This is a genomic window from uncultured Streptomyces sp. (assembly GCF_947488945.1).
In the GTDB taxonomy this organism is placed as follows: Bacteria; Actinomycetota; Actinomycetes; order Streptomycetales; family Streptomycetaceae; genus Streptomyces.
Window position 1 is genome coordinate 318,023 of the sequence record NZ_CANLBS010000005.1, and the last position, 20,350, is coordinate 338,372.

Consider the following 20,350-nt stretch of genomic DNA (forward strand, 5'->3'; position numbering starts at 1 on the left):
GTGCACCGCACGTCGTCGGCCGAGGGCCGCGGGCCCCGGCGTCACCGTCCGCGTCGCCGGGACTCCGTCCGCGTCGCTGCCGGGGGCTCCGGCGGCGCCCTCCGCGCCGGCCGTCGCCGGCGGGCTCCGGCGGGGAGGCCGGTTCGGGTTCGCTCGCCACCGGGGGCGCGATCAGCCGGATTCGCGGGGCACCACCCGGGCGCGGAGCAGGTCGTGGTGTTCCGGCGGGCCGCCGGGGCGGGTGACCAGCGCGTCGATGAGTTCGGCGAGCGGCTGCGCGGGGGCGATCTCGGCGCGGACCGTCGTGAGGCGCGGGCGCAGCAGCCGGCCGAGCATCAGGTCGTCGGCGCCGACGAGCGCCACCTCGCCGGGGACCTCGACACCGGCGTCCTGGAACGCCCGCAGCAGCAGCATCGCGTACTCGTCGTTGCAGGTGAAGACGGCGTCCAGGGCGCGGCGCCGCCAGTGGCGGGCCAGTTCGGCGGCGTCGTCCTCGTCGTACCGCAGCGGCAGCGGTTCGACGTGGGCCCCGGCCCGTTCGGCGGCACGGCGGGCGCCTTCGAGGCGGGGTGCGGCCGACGGGGCCATCACGGTGTCCGCCGGCGCCACGACGCCGATGCGGCGGCAGCCGCGGGCCAGCAGGTGGCGCACGGCGCACGCGCCGACCTCCCGCTGGTCCATGACCAGGGCGTGCGCGCCGTCCACGGGCTGGGCGCCGAGGGTGATCACGGCGCGGGCGCCGGAGCGGGTGAGGACCGCCCTGCCGTACGGGGTGAGGGAGAGCGCGGGCGGTACGACGACCGCGACCGGGCGCAGTTCGGCCCAGGCGCGCGCAGCCTCGTCGGGCGCGAGGCCGCCGCTGCCGTACTGGACCACGGTGTAGTCGAGGCGGCGCAGTCCGGCCTGGAGTTCCGAGACGACCTGCTGGTGGGGCGGGGCTTCGGGGACGGCTCCGACGGGCAGCAGCACCGTGCGCGTGCGCCCGGCGCGGAGGCTGCGGGCGGCGGCGTGCGGGACGTAACCGAGGTCGCGGGCGGCCTCCTTGACCCGGCGCCGGGTGGCCTCGCTGATCCGCATGGTGGTGTTGTTGTTGAGTACGTACGACACGGTGGCCCGGGACACGCCCGCCAGACGCGCCACGTCGGCGCTCGTCGGGACGGGGGCGGGGGTGGGCTGCTGGGGTAACTGGCTCATGGCGACCGGCAGTCTCGCAGACTCCCGCGGTGCCCCTGCTCCCGGGGCGCGCGGGACGGGCCGGTGGGAAGGGGCCGGGAGCCGGTACGCGACGGGGGCGGGTGGGACATGGCCGCGGACCGGCCGGACGTGCGGCCGACGCGGGCGCGACACGCCCGGCCTCACCCTGAGGTCGAGGGTGAGGGTTCGGTGCCGCGTAAAACACCTCACCGGAGCTGACGCACCGTCTGGAACAGGTGGTGCACGGCGGGTACGATCGCCCGGCCGGCGTTCCGGCAGGACCGCACGGGTGACCCGGCGCGCGGTCGGCGGTCCGGGGGCGCGGCCCCGCTCGGGGTGGCCGGGGGCGAGGTTCTACGGTGGGGGGATGACGTACCCCCACCGCGCCTCGGGCGCCGCCGGCTCCTTCGACCTCCCCGGCCGGGAGGGCCCCACCACCACCGAGCAGGCCGACCCGGACGCCGTCGGTCCCGTCCGCACCTCCTACGCCCCGGACCGCGACGGCGATCCCGACCCGGGCGAGATCGTGTGGACCTGGGTGCCCTTCGAGGAGGGGGACGGGAGGGGCAAGGACCGGCCGGTCCTCATCGTGGCGCGCGAGGCGGCGGGCACGCTGCTCGCGGTTCAACTGTCCAGCAAGCAGCACGACATGGACCGCGAGTGGGTGACGCTCGGCGCGGGCCCCTGGGACAGCTCCGGGCGGCCCTCCTGGGCGGACCTGGACCGGGTGCTGCGGGTCCACCCGGAAGGGATGCGGCGCGAGGCCTGCGCCCTGGACCGTGAGCGCTTCGACCGGGTCTCCGACCGGCTGCGGGAGCGCTACGGCTGGAGCTGAGTGGCGGCGCCGACCGCGCCGGGCGGGGACCCCGGTTCCCCGAAGGCGCGGGCGAAGGCCGCCCGGACCGGCGCGTCCGGGTTCCGCTCCAGCACGGCGAAGACGATCTGCTCGAAGTGGCCGGCGAACCGGCCCCGGCCGCGGAGCGGCGCGCGGAACGCCTCCGCGACCTCGTCAGGGTCGTTCCGGAAGACCCCGCAGCCCCACGCCCCGAGCACGAGCCGCCGGTAGCCGCGCACCGCCGCCACCTCCAGCACCCGCTCCGCACGGCCCGCGAGCACGGCCGGGACGCGGTGCGCGTTCTGCGGTTCCGCGCGGCGGACGACTCCGGCGTTGGGCGCCGGGCAGGTCAGGAACCCGACCTGGTAGGGGGCGTCGAGGAGCCTCTCCCGGTCGTCCCGGAAGACGGGCACGCCCGGCGAGTGGATGACCCGGTCGCTGTAAAGGGCGCTGCGGTGCGCGCGGTGGTGCGCGTAGTGCTCGGGGGCGCGCAGCAGGGTCGCGTGGAGCGCGGAGGCGCGGCACAGGTCCTCTTCCTGCGCGCGTGCGCCGTTGAGATACCCGCCGCCGGGGTTCCGGGCCGAGGCGAAGTTCAGCACCGCCACCTTGCCGGGTGCGGCGCCGGTCATCCGGGCGGCGGCCGCCAGGCTGCTCTCCCCCGTCACCTCGAACACCGTGACCCGGTCGGTGTCCAGCACCGCGACGGGTACCGGGTCGGGACCGTAGGCGCGGGTGCCGGACAGCGCGGCGGACACGGCGCGGGCCAGGGACACCTCGTGCCCGCCCGGCGCGCGGTAGCCGCCCGTGGCGACGATCGCCCCGTTCTCGCGCGCCAGGGCGCGCAGCCGGGCGCTCATGAGCACTCCCCCGTCTGACGCATACCGGACAGGGTGGACCGGCCGCAGGGCGCCGTGCAACGCGTTTTCACCGGGGCGGGGCGCTCTTGTGCGAACCATCGGTAGGGGTTTGGGTGGGTAGGAGGCACCGGAGGAGGAGGCTCGTATGCCGTCGAACAGCACACGCAGGTCCGCCGCGTCGGCGCACGGCGCACCTCTCGGCGAGGCCGAGGCCGAGGATTTACTGCACGGCGTCTGTTTCAAGACGGGCCCGCCGCGCACGGTGGGCGTGGAACTCGAATGGCTCATCCACGACCGTGAGCGTCCGGATCTGCGGGTCGACCCGGACCGGCTGGACGCGGCGGAGGCGGCCGTCCGCGCGCTGCCGCTGCGTTCGGCGCTCACCTACGAGCCGGGCGGGCAGCTCGAACTGAGCAGCCGCCCCGCGTCCTCCCTGTCGGCGTGCGTCGATGAGGTCGCCGCGGACCTGGCGGCGGTGCGCGGGGCGCTGACCGGCCTGCGGCTGGCTCCGGCCGGCCTCGGGGTCGATCCCTGGCACGCGCCGCGCAGACGGCTGCGGGAGCCCCGGTACGACGCCATGGAGCAGGCACTGGACCGGTCCGGTCCGGCCGGCCGCGCCATGATGTGCACCTCCGCCTCGGTCCAGGTGTGCCTGGACGCGGGCGAGGAGGAGCCGGGGCCGCTGGGCTACGGCCGCAGATGGCAACTGGTGCACCTGCTGGGCGCGGTGCTGGTCGCGGCGTTCGCCAACTCTCCGTACTCCCGGCGTGCCCCGACCGGCCGGCGGTCGACCCGCCAGGCGTTCTGGGCGGATCTGGACCCGGAGCGGACGCTCGCACCGCCCGCCCACCCTGCGCCCCGCGCGGCCTGGACCGCACACGTCCTGGACACCAGCGTGATGTGCATCCGGATGGACGAGGGACCGTGGCACGTGCCGGACGGCCTGACGTTCCGCGACTGGCTCCGGGGCGCGGGTCCCCGTCCGCCGGACCACTCCGATCTGGAGTACCACCTGACGACGTTCTTCCCGCCGGCCCGGCCGCGCGGTCACCTGGAGCTGCGGATGATCGACGCGCAGAGCGGCGCGGACGGCTGGATCGTGCCGCTGGCGGTCGCCACCGCGCTCTTCGACGACCCGGAGGCGGCCGAGACCGTCTACCGGGCGGTCAAGCCGCTGGCCGAGGTGGCGGGTGACGCCCCGGCGCCGCGCAATCCGCTCTGGACGGCCGCCGCCCGCGACGGACTGACCGACCCCGAGCTGGGGGCGGCCGCGGCCGTCTGCTTCGACGCGGCCCTGGAGGCGCTGCCCCGGCTGGGCGCGAGCACCGCCGTGCAGGACACGGTGGCGGCGTTCACGGACCGGTACGTGGCCCGCGGCCGCTGCCCGGCCGACGACCTTCCCCGGCTGCTGGGGCCGGGCGGGGCCGCGGACTGGGCCGATCTCTCCGTCGCACCTCTGGGAAGGGGAACCCACGCATGACCTCCGTACCGGATGACGACGCCACCGGCCGGGAGACGGACACCGAGGCGCTGCGGCGTCTCGCGCTGGACGCGCTGGTCACCGCCCGCGACCGCACCGCGCTGCTGACGGAGAGCGTGGACGACGGTGAACTGACGGCGCAGCACTCGCCGTTGATGTCGCCGCTGGTGTGGGATCTGGCCCACATCGGCAACCAGGAGGAGCAGTGGCTGCTGCGCGCCGTGGGCGGACGGGACGCGCTGCGGCCCGAGATCGACGGCCTGTACGACGCCTTCGAGCACCCGCGCTCGGCCCGCCCCTCGCTGCCGCTGCTGCCCCCGTCCCAGGCACGCGGGTACGCCTCGGACGTGCGCGGGCGGGTGCTGGAGATCCTGGAACGGACGCCGCTGCACGAGGGCGCCCGTCCGCTGGAGCGGTCGGGTTTCGCGTTCGGCATGATCGCGCAGCACGAGCAGCAGCACGACGAGACGATGCTCATCACCCACCAGTTGCGCACCGGCCCGGCCGCGCTGACCGCGGCCGACCCGCCGGACGCCCCGGACGCCGACGCGCTGCCCGCCGAAGTCCTGGTGCCGGGCGGCCCGTTCACGATGGGGACCTCCGCCGAGCCATGGGCGCTGGACAACGAGCGGCCCGCGCACCGGCGCGAGGTGGCCGCCTTCCACCTGGACACCGTCCCGGTCACCTGCGGGGCGTACCTGCGGTTCGTCGAGGACGGCGGATACACGCAGCAGCGCTGGTGGGAACCGGCCGGCTGGGAGATGGTGCGCACCCACGAGCTGACCGCACCGCTGTTCTGGCGGCGCGAGGGCGGGCAGTGGCTGCGGCGGCGGTTCGGGGTGACCGAGCCGGTGCCGGAACGGGAGCCGGTGCTCCACGTGAGCTGGTACGAGGCGGACGCGTACGCCCGCTGGGCGGGGCGCAGGCTGCCGACGGAGGCGGAGTGGGAGAAGGCGGCCCGGCACGACCCGCTGTCCGGGCGCTCCCTGCGCCACCCGTGGGGCGACGACGACCCGACGCCGGAGCGGGCCAATCTGGGCCAGCGCCATCTGCGGCCCGCGCCGGCCGGGGCGTATCCGCGGGGCGCCGCCCCGTCGGGGGCGCGGCAGCTGATCGGTGACGTGTGGGAGTGGACGGCGAGCGACTTCCTGCCGTATCCGGGGTTCGTGGCGTTCCCGTACCGGGAGTACTCGGAAGTGTTCTTCGGGCCGGCCCACAAGGTGCTGCGCGGGGGGTCGTTCGCGGTCGGCACGGTCGCCTGCCGCGGCACGTTCCGCAACTGGGACCTGCCGGTGCGGCGGCAGATCTTCGCGGGCTTCCGCACCGCGCGGGACGCCTGATGTGCCGTCATGTCGCCTACCTCGGGCCCCCGGTGGCGCTCGGGGAGGTGCTGGTGCGTCCGGTGCACGCCCTGGTGCGGCAGTCCTGGGAGCCGCGCCGGCAGCGGCACGGCACGGTGAACGCGGACGGTTTCGGCGTCGGCTGGTACGCGCAGGGCGACCCGGAGCCGGGCCGCTACCGGCGCGCGGGCCCGGTGTGGGGCGACGAGACGTTCGCCGACCTGGCGCGGGTGGTGCGGGCGCCGGCGTTCCTCGCGGCGGTCCGGGACGCCACCGAGGGCGCCGTGGACGGCGAGGCGGGGGCCGCGCCGTTCCGGGCGGGCCGGGTGCTCTTCAGCCACAACGGGGCGGTCCTCGGCTGGCCCGGCTCGATGGCTGCCCTGGCGGGCACCCTGCCACCCGCCGCGCTGCTGGGGCTGGCGGCCCGCAGCGACTCCGCGCTGCTGCTGGCGCTGGTGCGGCGCCGCACGGAACTGGGCGAGGCGCTGCCGCGCGCGGTGGCGGGCGTGGTGCGGTCCGTGGCGGCCGCCGCGCCCGGCTCCCGGCTGAACCTGCTGCTCACGGACGGGACGGCGGTCGTGGCGACCGCCTGGGGCGATTCGCTCTGGTACCTCCGAAGGCCCGGCCGCGGCACGGTGGTGGCCTCCGAGCCCTATGACGACGATCCGCACTGGCACGAGGCGCCCGACCGCACCCTGCTGACGGCCTCGGCCGACGACCTGCTGCTCACCCCCCTCACCGAGGAGCCCTCGACGTGACTCCTCCCCCCGCACCCCGACACACGCCGGCCGACGGCGCCGCCCGCGCGGGTCTTCCGCGCCCCGGGCGTCCCGACGCGCCGCCGGACGAAGAGAGGCACCCATGACCGGCACCCGCCCGTACGGCTACACCGACACGCTCGACGCCGCGCACTTCGCCACGGCGCTGCGCGCCGACATCCGGGAGGGCCTGGCGAGGACACCCAAGTCCACGGCGCCCATCTGGTTCTACGACGCCCGGGGAAGTGAGCTCTTCGAGGAGATCACCCAGCTGCCGGAGTATCCGCTGTGGCGGGCGGAGCTGGGACTGCTCCGGCTGCACGCGCGGGAGATCGCCGCGCTGACCGGCGCCCGCGGCCTGGTCGAGCTGGGCTCGGGAAGTTCGACGAAGACCACGCTGATCATCGAGGCGCTGGGCCCGGACGGTCTGCACTACGTCCCCGTGGACGTCAGCGCGGACGCGCTGCACGGGGCGGGCGCCCAGCTCGTCGCGGACTATCCGGGGATCCGGCTGCACGCCCTGCGCGCGGACTTCACCGCCCCGTTCGACCTGCCGGAGCTGCCGGAGGAGGCACCGCGGCTGCTCGCCTTCCTCGGCAGTACGCTGGGCAATTTCCTGCGACCCGCCCGGGGGCCGTTCCTGCGGGGACTGCGCGATCTTCTGCGTCCGCAGGACTTCCTCCTGATCGGCGGCGACCTGGTGAAGCCGGAGCGGGAGATGACCGTCGCGTACGACGACGCGCGGGGTGTCACCGCCGCGTTCGACAAGAACCTGCTGCACGTGCTGAACCGTGAACTGGACGCCGATTTCGACCCGGACTCCTTCGACCACGTCTCGGTGTGGGACGGCACGGCGGGCCACATCGAGATGAGGCTGCGCAGCCGGGTCGAGCAACGGGTGAAGATCCGGGACCTGGGGCTGGACGTGCACTTCGGCCGCGGCGAGGAGTGGATCACCGAGCGGAGCGCGAAGTTCACCGAGGCGGGGCTGGAGGAGGAGATGGCGGGCGCGGGTCTCGTCACCCGGCAGCTCTGGTCCGACCAGGAGGCGGGCTTCGCCCTGGTCCTGGCCACCGCCGGCTGACGGTTCCGCCGCCCCCGGCGGCCCGTCCCCGGCCGCGTCCCGCCTGCCCGGACGCTCCGACCCCCGTGTGCGCCGTACGCGCCGCGGGGGTCTTCGCCGTCCTGGCCCCTGTGGTGCTCCGCGCGCGGGCCTTGACGTGATCACCGACGCGGGCCGGCACGGGACCCGCTGAGCGGCTGACCGCCCGAACACCACCGGTCACCCGGCGCGCCGCCCCGCCCCCGCCCCCGTCGGCCTACGGGAACGGTCCCCGCGACGCCGCTGCGGGGGCACGCCCGGCACCGTCCCGTACCCGGTGGGGTGAGCTCGGGCATCGTCCGCGCGCTGCGCCGGGGCGTGGTCCGCCGGGCCGGACCGGGCCGGTTCCACGGCCTCGCCGAGGACGGCGGACCGGGCCAGGCGGGCGAGCGCGCGGCGGTCGGGCGCGGCTGCCGCAGGGACGGGTGCCGCCAGCGTGATCTCTGCGGTGACTCCCCCGGCCCGCACCACCCGCCACAGCGAGGCGCCCAACGGGTCGTCCCCGACGAACGCGACGGCGGTGGCCGTCCCCCGGTCTCCGCCGTCGGCCGGCAGGACGTAGCGGATGCGCACCGGCCGGACGGTCGCCCCGGCGTCGAGGGCCGCCTGGAACACCGCGGGCCGGAACACCCCGCCGGGGTCGCGCCCGCACCAGGTGCTGCCCTCGGGGAAGGCGACGACCCGCCCGCCGGACCGCAGCGCGCCGGCGACCGTGGCGACGGCCTCCGGCAGGGCGCGCAGCCGGTTCCTCTCGATGAACAGGGTGCCGCCCAGGGCGGCGAGGGGACCGAGCAGCGGCCAGCGGCGGATCTCGGCCTTGCCGAGCATCCGGCCCGGCAGGACGGCGGCCACCAGCGGCACGTCGAGCCAGGAGACGTGGTTGGCGACCACGAGTTCGCCGCCGGTGCGCGGTCCGGGCGCCCCCGTGACCCGTATCCGGACGCCGAAGGAGCGGACCACGGCCCGCGCCCAGAGCCGCACGAGCCGGTCGCGGGCGGCGGGTGCGAGCAGCAGGGCCGCGGGGACGCAGACCGCGCCGAGCAGGGCGAGCAGGCACCCGGCGGCGAGCAGGGCGGCGGCGGCCGCCGGGGACCGCACCGGCCCCCGGTGGCCGGCACAGGCCCGCGGTGTGCACGGGGCGACCGGAAGCCAGACGCTCATCGCAGCGGGGCGAGCGAGAGGAAGTGGCGCAGGTAGCGGGGGTCGGTGCGGCGCATCGACAGCAGGACGTAGAGGTCGGCGCAGTCGAAGTCGGGGTCGTGGGCCGGCGCTCCGCAGATCCAGGCGCCGAGGCGGAGGTAGCCGCGCAGCAGCGGGGGAAGGTCGTTGCGTGATCCGGCGGGGGCGGCGGGTCCGGTCCACAGGCGGTGGGGGGTGACCCGGTACTCCTCGGGGGCGAGGTGCTTGTCGCGCACGGCCGCCCAGCTCCGCGCGGCCTGGAGGCCGCCGTCGGAGAGCGGCACGGAACAGCAGCCGGCCAGCCATGCGTGGCCGGTGCGTTCCATGTAGCGGGCGAGCCCGGCCCAGACGAGCGCGATGACGGCGCCGTTGCGGTGGGCGGGGTGGACGCAGGAGCGGCCGACCTCCACCAGGTCGTCGCGGATCGGCGCGAGCCGGCCGAGGTCGAACTCGCTCTCGGCGTAGAGCCGTCCGGTGGCCCTGGCCCGGTCGGGGGGCAGCATCCGGTAGGTGGCGACGACGTCCCCGGTGGCGGTCTCGCGGACCAGGAGGTGGTCGCAGTACGCGTCGAACTCGTCGCCGTCCAGGCCGGGTTCGGGCCCGTCCAGCAGGGCGCCGAGCTCACCGGCGAAGACCTGGTGGCGCAGCCGCTGGGCCGCGCGGACGTCTGCCGGGCCGGCGGCGAGCATGACCCGGTAGGCGGGCGGGGCCCCGGCGGCTCCACCGTCCGGCGCAAGCCCGGTGCGGACGGGGGCCGAGGGTGCGGGGGCGGAGGAAGCGGGAGCGGGAGCGGTGGGCAGCACGGTCATGGCAGTCTCCGGAGCCGGTCGGCAAGGGCGGCCGCCGGACCCGTGCGGAGCGCGCGGACCCGGCCCCTTGTTTCTTCCGTGCCGGGCTGGATGTGACGTGACCGCCATGGGGAGCGGGGATGTGCGACGGCTGAAGTCCCGGGGTGGCGCGCGAGCGTGGCCCGCCGGTGGGACCGCCGGGATCAGGTGGCCTCGCGCAGCCGGAGGAGGTAGGCCGCCGTCATCGCGACGGCGGGGTCCTCGTCCCGTGACAGCTCCCGCAGGGCGCGGGCCGCGCCCGCCCCGGGGACGGAGCCGAGCGCCTGGGTCAGCCGTCCGCGGGCGGCGGCGTCGGTTTCGTGGGCGAGGCGCTCCACGAGCGTCGCCGCCGGACGGTCGGCCGCCGCATCGGCGCCGCAGTCCGGCGCGCCGTCGCCGTCCGGACCGGCCGGGCCCGCCAGCACGCCCAGCGCGTCGGCCGCGTCGATGTCGTTCTCACCCGCGGCGATCATGTCGACGAGCGCGGGCAGCGCCTCGACGACCCCGCGTGCGCCGAGCGCCGGGGCGGCGTACCGACGCACCGCGGGGTCGGTGTGTGCCAGGGCGTTGTGCAGCGCTCCGGCCGCGGCGGGGCCCGGCATCCCGGCGAGGGCCCGTACGGCGCGCTCGCGCACTACGGCCTCGGGCGAGTCGAGGCCCGCAGCCAGCAGGGCCGTGGGGTCGTCCCCGGACCGTGCCAGCGCCCATCGCAGGGCCCCGGCGACATGGGGGTCGGCCTCGGCCAGCACTGCCTCGACCAGCGCCTCCGCCGGCACCTCGTCGCCCGAGGAGAGCGCGGCACGCTGGCGTACGCCGGCGCTCGTCGACCTGAGCGCGTGGAGGAGCGCGACGACGTGGAGGGCGTCCTCCCAGCCGGCCGGGTCCGCGGCGGCGATCCGGCCGAGGCGGTGGAGCAGTTCGGTCTCGGCGGCGATCCGTTCTCGGGTCCGGTCGATGAGGTCGCCGACGAGGGCGGTGGGCGTGAAGCCGGGGTCGTCCAGCGCCCGCCCGATCTCACGGAGCGTCAGTCCCAGGGACCGCAGGCTCTCGATGTGGAAGATCCGCCGGATGTCCTCGCCGGAGTACTCCCGGTAGCCCGAGCCGGTACGTCCGGACGGACTGACCAGGCCGAGCGCCTCGTAGTGCCGGAGCATCCGGGCGCTGACCCCGGCCCGTCGCGCCACCTCGCCGATCAACACCTCCTATGCTCCCTCGCTCGCCGTCCCGCCGAGGGCCACGACACGCTTCGCCTCCTCGACGGCGGACTCGAATCCGGCGTCGGGGTCGCGCAGCAGCCGCTGCGTGGCCAGGGCGTGCGTACGTACCCGTGCGACGGGCGACTGCGAGGCCGTGTCCAGGGCGGGTCCGGCGGCCCCGCCGAGCGCGACCAGGGCGCGGCTGAGGCTCCGTTGCGTCTGCGGGCCGCCGCGCCCGAACTGGCCGGCCAGCGTCTCGGCCAGCGCGCGCCGCCCGCCCTCGGGCACGAGCACGGTCGCGGCCCGCCAAGCGGTCCGCGCCACCTCGTCGTCGGGGTCGTCCAGCAGCGCCCCGGTGATCGCCGGCCAGGCCCGCGGGTCCCCGATCTTGGACAGGGTGTGCAGTGCCTGGCTCCGGGCCTGTGCGCGCTCCGAGGAGAGCTCACCGAGCACCGCGGGCAGCGTCCGCACCACCGGGTGGCGGGTGAGCGCCCAGGTCAGCGTGTCGCGGACGTGGAACTCCGGCTCCACCGCGCACCGCTCGACCAGGGGGCCGACGAAGCGCGGGTCGGGTGCGGTGCCGGCCGCCATGGCCGCCCGCAGCCGCACGGCGGGGCGGCCGTCCTCCAGGCCGCGGAGCACCGGCTCCACCGACTCGGTTCCTGTGATCGTCATGTCGACCACCTCCTCGTCGGCCAGTGAAGACCTTGCCATCGTGTCAAGGTCAAGCCGCCCCTTCCGCCCCCGGCCGGAGCCGGTCCCCACGCGGGTGACCGCGGGCCCCCGGGGACCCGCCGGGCGGGGAGCCGTCCCGGCCGGGTCAGTCGGCGCCGCCGGTGCCGGCCAGGAGGGAGCTGATGCGCTCGGAGGCCGTGGCGGCCTCCTCGGCCGGGTCGCCGCCCTGGAGCACCGCCGTCATGTAGGGCTTGATGGGGTTCTCGGCCTCGACCTTCGCCCACTGGGCCGAGTTGGGGGTGGCGCGGCCCCGGGTGGCTCCCTTCGCCATGGCAGCGGTCCCCTCCTCGCCGACGACGGCCTCGGCCAGTTCCGGTTTGTTGGGCACGTAGCTCATCGCGCGGGCCAGTTCCGTCTGCCACTTCTCCCCGGCCAGTGCCTTGACGACCCCGATGCCCGCGCTGCGGTCGCCCGCGTTCTCGGGCACGATCAGTTCCGAGCCGCCGGTGAAGACGGATCCCGGGACGTCGGCGGTCTTGCCGGGGATGGGGAAGTAGCCGAGTTTTCCCTTGAGTTCGGGGTTCTTCTGCTCGATGAGCGCGGCGCTGCCGGGTGTCGAGATGATCTGGGCGACGTTGCCCCGCGCGAACACGTCGGTCTGCGGCGGCTGTTCCTCGTCGGCGTCGCGGGGACCGTCGCCGAGGGCCTGGAGCCGCTGGTAGAACTTCATGCCCCGCAGGGCCTTCGGGGAGTCCAGTGCGCCCTGCCAGTCCCCGCCGTTCTCCTCGGCGAGTTCGCCGCCCTCGTCCCAGATGAAGCCGGCCAGGACGTACCAGTTCTGTCCGGCCAGGTACATCCCCTGATTCCCGCCGGTGTCGAGCTGCTCGCTGACCTCGATCCACTCCTCGCGCGTCTCGGGCGGGGCGTCGATCCCGGCCTGCGCGAAGAGGTCCTTGTTGTAGATGACGACCCGGTTGGCGGCGTACCAGGGGATGCCGTACTGCACCCCGTCGATGCTGCCGGGCTCGGCGAGGCCGGGTATCCAGTCCTCGCTGCCGAGGTCGCGCATCGACTCCAGGGTGAGATTGCGCAGTCCGCCGGTCTCCGCGTACTGGGCGACCTGGGTGTTGCCGACCTCGATGACGTCGGGCGCCTCGTCCTCCTTCAGCGCCTTCAGCACCTTGGGGCCGATGCCGCCCCACTCCTGGACGGTGAACTTCAGCTTGACGGAAGGGTGTTCCGACTCGTACGACGTGGTGAAAGCGTCCAGGAACTCCGGCGAGACGCTGTCCTTCATCAGCCAGATGTCCACGGTCGTCTCCCCGGAGCCCCCGGACGGGAGGTACCCGCACCCGCCGAGGACGAGGGAGGAGACGAGCGCGACGGCTCCTGCGAGCACGCGGTTCTTCACAAGGCCACCTTCTGCGGAACGGCACGACGGACTCAACCCGGTGTGGGGGGTCGCGGGCGTCGCTCGCGCGGGTGTGTGGCTGGATTTTGGTATGGACCATTGCGGAAGGTCAAGGCCCGGCCGTCGCGGAAGCGGTCCGCGGGCGACGGATCGCGCGCCGGGGCGGGGTGGGGCAGGGTGGATGGGGGCGAAGGGAGACAGACGATGTCCCATCACACCTACCGGGTCACCGAGATCGTGGGGACCTCCGAGGAAAGCACCGACGCGGCGATCCGCAGCGGCGTGGCCCGCGCGGCGGAGACCCTGCGCAATCTCGACTGGTTCGAGGTCGTCGAGACGCGCGGGCACATCGAGAACGGCGCGGTCGGGCACTTCCAGGTCACGCTGAAGGTGGGGTTCCGGCTGGACGATCCCGCCTGAGCCTGTCGTCCGGGGCCGGGGCCCGAGGCGCTCACGCCCCGGCCCCGGACGAGCGGGTCCGCCCCCGAGCGCGGGCCGCCGGACCCCGGCGTCCCCGCTCAGGTACGTCCCTGCCGCTCCTGGGCGTCCTTCAGCGCGGCCGACTGCGCCGCCCAGTCCGCCCGGACCACGGTGAAGCCGGCCTCCTCCGCCGCGTCGCACACCAGCATGTCGTCGTCCACCAGCATCCGGACCTCCCGCCGGCGGCCGAGCCGTTTCAGGACCTCCAGCTTGGTCCGGCGGGCCGGGCGCCGGTCGTCGTTGCGCCGCATGTGCACCTCGCCCCCGGGCAGCCCGTGGCGGGCCAGCCAGTCGAGGGTGTCGCGGCGGCACCGCTCGGGCCGGCCGGTCAGATAGACCACCTCGCACTCCGGCGCGCTCTCCACCGCCCTGCGCACCCCCTCGGCGAGCGGCGGGTCGTCGGACGCCGCCGAGAAGAAGCCGTCCCAGTCGCGGCGCGCGCCCTCCAGGAAGTGCTGGCGGTGCGCGGTGTCCGCGAGCGTGCCGTCAAGGTCGAAAACGGCCAGCGGCCGGGTGTCGTCCGTCACGGGCACCAGCGTAGGCCCGGCCCCGCGATCACACCCGGCGCCGGCTCCGCGGACCGCACGGGACGCTGCGGGAATCCTGGGACGTTCCGGCTGTTGAACCGGTCGTGAGCATCTCCACCGCGGCGCCCCGCCTTTCGTTCCTCGACCGCTCCCGCACCCGGGAGGGCCACGACCCCGGCGAGGCGCTGCGGGACACCGTGCGCCTGGCCCAGGAGGTCGAGCGCCTCGGTTACCACCGGTTCTGGGTCTCCGAACACCACAGCGTGCCCGGGGTGGCGGGGTCGGCGCCCACGGTGCTCGCGGCGGCGGTCGCCGGGGCGACCTCCACCCTCCGGGTCGGCACCGGCGGCGTGATGCTGCCCAATCACCTGCCGTTCGTGGTGGCCGAGCAGTTCGGGGTGCTGGCCTCGCTCTTTCCCGGCCGGATCGACATGGGGCTGGGACGCTCGGTGGGGTTCACCGACGGTGTCCGCCGCGCCCTCGGGCGGGGGAAGGAAGCCGCCGACGACTTCGGCGCGCTGCTCGCCGAGCTGCTGGGCTGGCTGGACGGCACCCGGAGCGACCACCCCGGTGTCCACGCGTACCCGGCGGAGGGGGCCGCGGTCCCCGCCTTCGTCCTCGCGGTCAACGAGGGCGCCTCGATCGCGGCGGCGGCCGGTCTGCCCCTCGTCGTCGGGGATCTGCGGGGCCGGGAGCGGCTGCTGCGCACCGTGGAGACCTACCGGGACGGTTTCCGCCCGTCCGCGCGCGCCGCGCGCCCGTACGTGATCGTCTCCGGCACCGTCGCCGTGGCCAGGACCGAGGAGGCGGCGCACCGCCTCCTCGTCCCCGAGGCGTGGGCGATGGCCCGCGCCCGCACCACCGGTGCGTTCCCGCCGCTGCGTCCGGCCGGACGGATCGAGCCCGCGGCCATGTCCCCGAAGGAGCGCCGGCTGTACGAGGAGGGGCTCGCCGGCCACCTGTACGGCACCCCGGACCGGGTCGCGGACGAACTGGGCCGGGTGATCGGGGAGACGGGGGCGGACGAGGTGCTGGTGACCACCAGCACCTACGACCGGGAGGCGCTGCGGGAGTCGCTGCGGCTGCTGGCGGGGGCGGTGGGGCAGGCTCCGGTCGGGGCGGGCCCCGACCGCTGAAGGCGACGGCGGAGGCGTGAACGCCCGGCGCGGACCGCCCGGTCCGGACCGCCCTGTCCACCAGCGAGGCGACGGGCGCGGCGCCCGTGGCCGCCTGCCGCCGGGCCCCCGCACCCCCCGGCGCGTAGCATCGGATCATGTGAACCACCAGCCCCAGCAGCCCCCCGCCCCGCCCGTCGTCCTCACCCCGTCCGGGCCGCCGGACCGGCCCGGCGGCCATGATCCCTACGTACGGGTGCGCGGGGCGCGGGAGCACAATCTGCGGGACGTGGACGTCGACATCCCGCGCGACTCGCTGACGGTGTTCACCGGGGTCTCCGGTTCGGGCAAGTCGTCGCTGGCGTTCGGCACCGTCTACGCGGAGGCGCAGCGCCGGTACTTCGAGTCGGTGGCGCCGTACGCGCGGCGGCTGATCCACCAGGTCGGGGCGCCGGCCGTCGGGGAGATCACCGGGCTGCCGCCGGCCGTGTCGCTGGAGCAGCGGCGCTCGTCGGCGAACGAGCGCTCCTCGGTGGGCACCGTCACCACCCTGTCCAACTCGCTGCGCATGCTGTTCTCCCGGGCGGGCGACTATCCGCCGGGGGCCGAGCGGCTGGACTCGGACGCGTTCTCGCCGAACACCGCGGCCGGGGCGTGCCCGGAGTGCCACGGCCTCGGACGGATCCACCGGACGACGGAGAAGTCGCTGGTGCCCGACCCGTCGCTGTCCGTCCGGGAGGGAGCGATCGCCGCCTGGCCGGGAGCGTGGCAGGGGAAGAACCTGCGGGACGTGCTGGACGCGCTGGGGTACGACGTGGACCGGCCGTGGCGCGACCTGCCGGCCGGGGACCGCGAGTGGATCCTGTTCACCGACGAGCAGCCGGTGGTCACGGTCCATCCCGTACGGGACGCGGGCCGCATCCAACGCCCTTACCAGGGTACGTACATGAGCGCGCGCCGCTATGTGATGCACACCTTCGCCGACTCCCGGAGCGCGACGCTGCGGGCGCGCGCGGAACGGTTCCTGACCAGCGCCGCCTGCCCGGTCTGCGGGGGCGGCCGGCTGCGGCCGGAGGCGCTCGCGGTGACGTTCGCCGGGTACACCGTCGCCGAGCTGGCGGCGCTGCCGCTGTCCGCGCTGGCCGACGTGGTGCGCGGCGCGGACGGCGACACGACGGCGCGGGTGATGACGACGGACCTGCTGGCCCGGATCGCGACGGTGACGGAGCTGGGACTCGGCTATCTGGCCCTGGACCGCACGGCGCCGACGCTGTCCTCCGGCGAGCTGCAACGGCTGCGGCTGGCCACCCAGTTGCGCTCCGGGCTGTTCGGCGTGGTGTACGTGCTGGACGAGCCGTCGGCGGGGCTGCATCCGGCGGACACCGCGTCGCTGCTCGGGGTGCTGGGGCGGCTGAAGGCCGCGGGCAACACGGTGTTCGTGGTGGAGCACCAGTTGGACGTGGTGCGGGAGGCGGACTGGCTGGTCGACGTGGGTCCGCTGGCCGGGGAGCACGGCGGCCGGGTCCTGCACAGCGGGCCGCCGGCCGGGCTGGCGCACGTGCCGGAGTCGGAGACCCGCCGCTTCCTGTTCGGGCCGGCCGGACCGCCGGCCCGCGAGCCGCGTACGCCGTCGGGGTGGCTGCGGCTGCGCGGGGTGCGGCGGCACAACGTGCGGGGCGTGGACGCGGAGTTCCCGCTGGGGGTGTTCACCGCGGTCACGGGTGTGTCGGGGTCCGGCAAGTCGACGCTGGTGGGCCAGGTGCTGGCCGGCGCATTGGCGGACCGGGCGGCGGCCGGCCCGGAGCCGGAGGCCGCCCGGCGGGACTACGCGTCGGCCGAGGGCCTGGAGGCGGTGGACCGGCTGGTGCAGGTGGACCAGAAGCCCATCGGGCGTACGCCCCGGTCGAACCTGGCGACGTACACCGGGCTGTTCGACGTGGTGCGGAAGCTGTTCGCGCAGACCGACGCGGCGCGGGAGCGGGGGTACAAGGCCGGGCGGTTCTCGTTCAACGTGGCCGGCGGGCGGTGCGAGACCTGCCAGGGCGAGGGGTTCGTGCACGTGGAGCTGCTCTTCCTGCCCAGTACGTACTCGCCCTGCCCCGACTGCCACGGCGCCCGGTACAACCCGGAGACGCTGGAGGTCACCCTGCGCGGGCTCTCGGTGGCGCAGGTGCTGGATCTGACGGTCGAGGCGGCGCGGGAGTTCTTCGAAGGTGTTCCGGCGGCGCTGCGGAGCCTGCGCACGCTGGGCGACGTCGGGCTCGGCTATCTGCGTCTGGGGCAGCCCGCGACCGAGTTGTCCGGCGGCGAGGCGCAGCGGATCAAGCTGGCTGCCGAGCTCCAGCGCGCCCGGCGCGGCCACACGCTCTATCTGCTGGACGAGCCGACGACAGGGCTGCATCCGGCCGATGTCGAGGTGCTGATGCGGCAGTTGCACGGGCTGGTGGACGCGGGCAGCACGGTCGTGGTGGTGGAGCACGACATGGCGGTGGTGGCCGGCGCGGACCATGTGGTGGACCTGGGGCCGGGCGGCGGCGACGGGGGCGGCCGGATCGTGGCCGCCGGCACCCCGGCGGAGGTGGCGGCGGCCGGTGGCCGGACGGCGGAGTACCTGGCCCGCGCCCTGGGCGGGGGCTGACCGCTCCCCCGCCCGGATCGCGCGTCTCCGGCCGGGCGGGACCTCAGCGGCGCACCGTGCGGGTGGCGCGCAGCCACTCCTTGTTCATCGCGGCGATGGACGGCAGCGGAATGCCCTTGGGACAGGCGGTGGCGCACTCGCCGGTGAGGGTGCAGCCGCCGAACCCCTCCGCGTCCATGGCCGCGACCATGTCGAGGACGCGGGTCTCCCGTTCGGGGGCGCCCTGCGGGAGGACGTTGAGGTGGTTGACCTTGGCGGAGGTGAAGAGCATCGCGGAGCCGTTGGGGCAGGCGGCGACACAGGCGCCGCAGCCGATGCATTCGGCGTGTTCGAAGGCGAAGTCGGCGTCCGGCTTGGGCACGGGGGTGGCGTGTGCGTCGGGGGCGGTGCCGGTGGGGGCGGAGATGTAGCCGCCGGACTGGATGATCCGGTCGAAGGCGGAGCGGTCCACCACCAGGTCCTTGACGACCGGGAAGGCCGCGGCGCGCCAGGGTTCGACGTCGATCGTGTCGCCGTCCTGGAAGGCCCGCATGTGGAGCTGGCAGGCGGTGGTGCGCTCGGGGCCGTGGGCGTCGCCGTTGATGACGAGGCTGCACGCGCCGCAGATGCCCTCGCGGCAGTCGTGGTCGAAGGCGACGGGCTCGTCGCCGGCGAGGGTGAGTTCCTCGTTGAGGGTGTCGAGCATCTCCAGGAACGACATGTCGCGGGAGATCCCGTCGACTTCGTAGGTGGCCATGGCGCCGGGGGCGCCGGCGTCGCGCTGGCGCCAGACGCGCAGGGTGAGCTTCATGCGTAGCTCCGCTGGGTGGGGTGTACGTACTCGAACACGAGGTCCTCCTTGTGCAGGACGGGTGGTTCGCCGGTCGCGGTGAACTCCCAGGCTGCGGCGTAGGAGAACTCCTCGTCGCGGCGGGCGGCCTCGCCGTCGGGGGTCTGCGACTCCTCCCGGAAGTGGCCGCCGCAGGATTCGGCGCGGTGCAGGGCGTCGAGGCACATCAGCTCGGCGAGTTCCAGGTAGTCGACGATCCGGTTGGCCTTCTCCAGCGACTGGTTGAGCTGTTCGCCGGTGCCGGGGACCTTCACCCGCCGCCAGAACTCGTCGCGGATCCGGGGGATGCGGTCGAGCGCCTCGCGGAGCCCTTCCTCGGTGCGGGCCATCCCGCAGTACTCCCACATGAGGGCGCCGATCTCGCGGTGGAAGGAGTCCGGGGTGCGGTCGCCGTCGATGGCCGACAGCAGGCTCAGGCGGTCCTCGGTCTCGGCGACCGCCTCGGCGACGGCGGGGTGCGTGGCGTCGACCTTGTCGCGGTGCGGGTTGCGGGCGAGGTAGTCGTTGATGGTGGAGGGCAGGACGAAGTAGCCGTCGGCGAGTCCCTGCATCAGCGCGGAGGCGCCGAGCCGGTTGGCGCCGTGGTCGGAGAAGTTGGCCTCGCCGATGGCGAAGAGGCCGGGCACGGTGGTCTGGAGGTCGTAGTCGACCCAGAGGCCGCCCATCGTGTAGTGCACGGCGGGGTAGATCCGCATCGGGGTCTCGTACGGGTCCTCGGCGGTGATCCGCGCGTACATGTCGAAGAGGTTGCCGTACTTCTCCTCGACCCCGGCCCGGCCCATCCGGGCGATGGCGTCGGCGAAGTCGAGGTAGACGCCCTGCCCGCCGGGGCCGACGCCGCGTCCCTCGTCGCAGACGTTCTTGGCGGCGCGGGAGGCGATGTCGCGGGGGACGAGGTTGCCGAAGGAGGGGTAGATCCGCTCCAGGTAGTAGTCGCGCTCGTCCTCGGGGATCCGGTCGGCGGGACGGTCGTCGCCGGCGGCCTTCGGGACCCAGATGCGGCCGTCGTTGCGGAGCGACTCGCTCATCAGGGTGAGTTTGGACTGGTGGTCGCCGGTGCGCGGGATGCAGGTGGGGTGGATCTGGGTGAAGCAGGGGTTGGCGAACCGCGCGCCGCGCCGGTGGGCCCGCCAGATCGCGGTCGCGTTGGAGTTCATCGCGTTGGTGGACAGGTAGAAGACGTTGCCGTAGCCGCCGGTGGCGAGGACGACGGCGTCCGCGAAGTAGGTGTCGATCCGGCCGGTGACCAGGTCGCGGGCGACGATGCCGCGGGCCTTGCCGTCGACCACGATCAGGTCGAGCATCTCGGTGCGCGGGTGGAGTTCGACGGTGCCGGCGCCGATCTGCCGGGAGAGCGCCTGGTAGGCGCCGAGCAGGAGCTGCTGTCCGGTCTGGCCGCGCGCGTAGAAGGTGCGGGAGACCTGGACGCCGCCGAAGGAGCGGTTGTCGAGGAGTCCGCCGTATTCACGGGCGAACGGGACGCCCTGGGCGACGCACTGGTCGATGATCTCCACGGAGATCTGCGCGAGGCGGTGGACGTTGGACTCGCGGGCGCGGAAGTCGCCGCCCTTGACGGTGTCGTAGAACAGGCGGTGGACGGAGTCGCCGTCGTTGCGGTAGTTCTTCGCGGCGTTGATGCCGCCCTGGGCGGCGACCGAGTGGGCGCGCCGGGGCGAGTCCTGGAAGCAGAACTGGACGACGTGGTAGCCCTGTTCGGCGAGGGTGGCGCCGGCCGCGCCGCCCGCGAGGCCGGTGCCGACGACGATGACCGTGTGCTTGCGGCGGTTGGCGGGGTTGACCAGCTTCGCCTGGAAGCGGCGGGTGTCCCAGCGTTCGGCGACCGGCCCGGCGGGGGCCTTGGTGTCGGCGAGGGGTTCCCCGGTCGAGTAGTTCGCGTAGTGGCTCAT

18 protein-coding genes are annotated in these 20,350 nt (G+C 75.0%); 8 read left to right on the forward strand and 10 right to left on the reverse strand.

Annotated features, from left to right (window positions below; translation table 11 throughout):
* Positions 1 to 171 precede the first annotated feature (171 nt).
* Positions 172 to 1,194: a LacI family DNA-binding transcriptional regulator gene (locus Q0994_RS10135; protein WP_299531834.1), complete on the reverse strand. Its 1,023-nt coding sequence runs from the start codon at positions 1,192 to 1,194 to the stop codon at positions 172 to 174.
* 367 nt (positions 1,195 to 1,561) lie between these two features.
* Here Q0994_RS10135 and Q0994_RS10140 point away from each other — a divergent pair, with 367 nt between their 5' ends.
* On the forward strand, positions 1,562 to 2,029 hold the full coding sequence (locus tag Q0994_RS10140; protein ID WP_299531836.1) for a type II toxin-antitoxin system PemK/MazF family toxin: 468 nt from the start codon (positions 1,562 to 1,564) through the stop codon (positions 2,027 to 2,029).
* On the opposite strand, the gene Q0994_RS10145 is transcribed toward Q0994_RS10140, so the two are convergent.
* Positions 2,014 to 2,886, reverse strand: a complete 873-nt coding sequence (locus tag Q0994_RS10145) for a TIGR02452 family protein (RefSeq protein ID WP_299531838.1) — start codon at positions 2,884 to 2,886, stop codon at positions 2,014 to 2,016. The genes Q0994_RS10140 and Q0994_RS10145 overlap by 16 nt on opposite strands.
* A 145-nt stretch (positions 2,887 to 3,031) precedes the next feature.
* Here Q0994_RS10145 and egtA point away from each other — a divergent pair, with 145 nt between their 5' ends.
* The 4 genes from egtA to egtD all read left to right on the forward strand — a co-directional run bounded on the left by egtA (position 3,032) and on the right by egtD (position 7,548).
* On the forward strand, positions 3,032 to 4,366 hold the full coding sequence (gene egtA / locus Q0994_RS10150) for an ergothioneine biosynthesis glutamate--cysteine ligase EgtA (RefSeq protein ID WP_299531840.1): 1,335 nt from the start codon (positions 3,032 to 3,034) through the stop codon (positions 4,364 to 4,366).
* On the forward strand, positions 4,363 to 5,706 hold the full coding sequence (egtB, locus tag Q0994_RS10155; RefSeq protein ID WP_299531842.1) for an ergothioneine biosynthesis protein EgtB: 1,344 nt from the start codon (positions 4,363 to 4,365) through the stop codon (positions 5,704 to 5,706). The genes egtA and egtB overlap by 4 nt, the downstream gene beginning before the upstream one ends.
* Positions 5,706 to 6,464: an ergothioneine biosynthesis protein EgtC gene (egtC, locus tag Q0994_RS10160; RefSeq protein WP_299531844.1), complete on the forward strand. Its 759-nt coding sequence runs from the start codon at positions 5,706 to 5,708 to the stop codon at positions 6,462 to 6,464. Before egtB ends, egtC begins: the two co-directional genes overlap by 1 nt.
* A 103-nt stretch (positions 6,465 to 6,567) precedes the next feature.
* Positions 6,568 to 7,548 carry an L-histidine N(alpha)-methyltransferase gene (gene egtD, locus Q0994_RS10165; protein ID WP_299531846.1) on the forward strand — a complete coding sequence of 327 codons (981 nt, stop codon included), beginning with the start codon at positions 6,568 to 6,570 and terminating at the stop codon, positions 7,546 to 7,548.
* A gap of 198 nt (positions 7,549 to 7,746) precedes the next feature.
* Here egtD and Q0994_RS10170 read toward each other — a convergent pair whose 3' ends face one another.
* From Q0994_RS10170 to Q0994_RS10190, 5 genes are all read right to left on the reverse strand, one after another.
* Positions 7,747 to 8,727, reverse strand: a complete 981-nt coding sequence (locus Q0994_RS10170) for a 1-acyl-sn-glycerol-3-phosphate acyltransferase (protein ID WP_299531848.1) — start codon at positions 8,725 to 8,727, stop codon at positions 7,747 to 7,749.
* Positions 8,724 to 9,554 carry a GNAT family N-acetyltransferase gene (locus Q0994_RS10175; protein ID WP_299531851.1) on the reverse strand — a complete coding sequence of 277 codons (831 nt, stop codon included), beginning with the start codon at positions 9,552 to 9,554 and terminating at the stop codon, positions 8,724 to 8,726. Before Q0994_RS10175 ends, Q0994_RS10170 begins: the two co-directional genes overlap by 4 nt.
* 182 nt (positions 9,555 to 9,736) lie before the next feature.
* Positions 9,737 to 10,771 (reverse strand): HEAT repeat domain-containing protein, encoded by a 1,035-nt coding sequence (locus Q0994_RS10180; RefSeq protein WP_299531853.1) that lies wholly within the window; start codon positions 10,769 to 10,771, stop codon positions 9,737 to 9,739.
* Between the two features lie 3 nt (positions 10,772 to 10,774).
* Entirely contained in the window at positions 10,775 to 11,482 is a 708-nt protein-coding gene (locus Q0994_RS10185) for a HEAT repeat domain-containing protein (protein ID WP_299531856.1), read from the reverse strand.
* 106 nt (positions 11,483 to 11,588) lie between these two features.
* The gene (locus Q0994_RS10190) at positions 11,589 to 12,854 is read right to left on the reverse strand and encodes an extracellular solute-binding protein (protein ID WP_299531858.1); all 1,266 of its coding nucleotides are present in this window, start codon (positions 12,852 to 12,854) and stop codon (positions 11,589 to 11,591) included.
* 204 nt (positions 12,855 to 13,058) lie between these two features.
* Here Q0994_RS10190 and Q0994_RS10195 point away from each other — a divergent pair, with 204 nt between their 5' ends.
* The gene (locus Q0994_RS10195) at positions 13,059 to 13,274 is read left to right on the forward strand and encodes a dodecin (RefSeq protein ID WP_299531860.1); all 216 of its coding nucleotides are present in this window, start codon (positions 13,059 to 13,061) and stop codon (positions 13,272 to 13,274) included.
* A 98-nt stretch (positions 13,275 to 13,372) separates the two neighbouring features.
* Here Q0994_RS10195 and Q0994_RS10200 read toward each other — a convergent pair whose 3' ends face one another.
* Entirely contained in the window at positions 13,373 to 13,861 is a 489-nt protein-coding gene (locus Q0994_RS10200) for a hypothetical protein (RefSeq protein ID WP_299531862.1), read from the reverse strand.
* Positions 13,862 to 13,965: 104 nt separating this feature from the next.
* Here Q0994_RS10200 and Q0994_RS10205 point away from each other — a divergent pair, with 104 nt between their 5' ends.
* Positions 13,966 to 14,997 carry an LLM class flavin-dependent oxidoreductase gene (locus Q0994_RS10205; protein WP_299531864.1) on the forward strand — a complete coding sequence of 344 codons (1,032 nt, stop codon included), beginning with the start codon at positions 13,966 to 13,968 and terminating at the stop codon, positions 14,995 to 14,997.
* Positions 14,998 to 15,232: 235 nt separating this feature from the next.
* Entirely contained in the window at positions 15,233 to 17,614 is a 2,382-nt protein-coding gene (locus Q0994_RS10210; RefSeq protein WP_299532143.1) for an excinuclease ABC subunit UvrA, read from the forward strand.
* A gap of 43 nt (positions 17,615 to 17,657) precedes the next feature.
* On the opposite strand, the gene Q0994_RS10215 is transcribed toward Q0994_RS10210, so the two are convergent.
* Together Q0994_RS10215 and Q0994_RS10220 are read right to left on the reverse strand one after the other, a co-directional pair.
* Positions 17,658 to 18,404 (reverse strand): succinate dehydrogenase/fumarate reductase iron-sulfur subunit, encoded by a 747-nt coding sequence (locus tag Q0994_RS10215; protein WP_299531866.1) that lies wholly within the window; start codon positions 18,402 to 18,404, stop codon positions 17,658 to 17,660.
* Positions 18,401 to 20,350: a fumarate reductase/succinate dehydrogenase flavoprotein subunit gene (locus Q0994_RS10220; RefSeq protein ID WP_299531868.1), complete on the reverse strand. Its 1,950-nt coding sequence runs from the start codon at positions 20,348 to 20,350 to the stop codon at positions 18,401 to 18,403. The genes Q0994_RS10215 and Q0994_RS10220 overlap by 4 nt, the downstream gene beginning before the upstream one ends.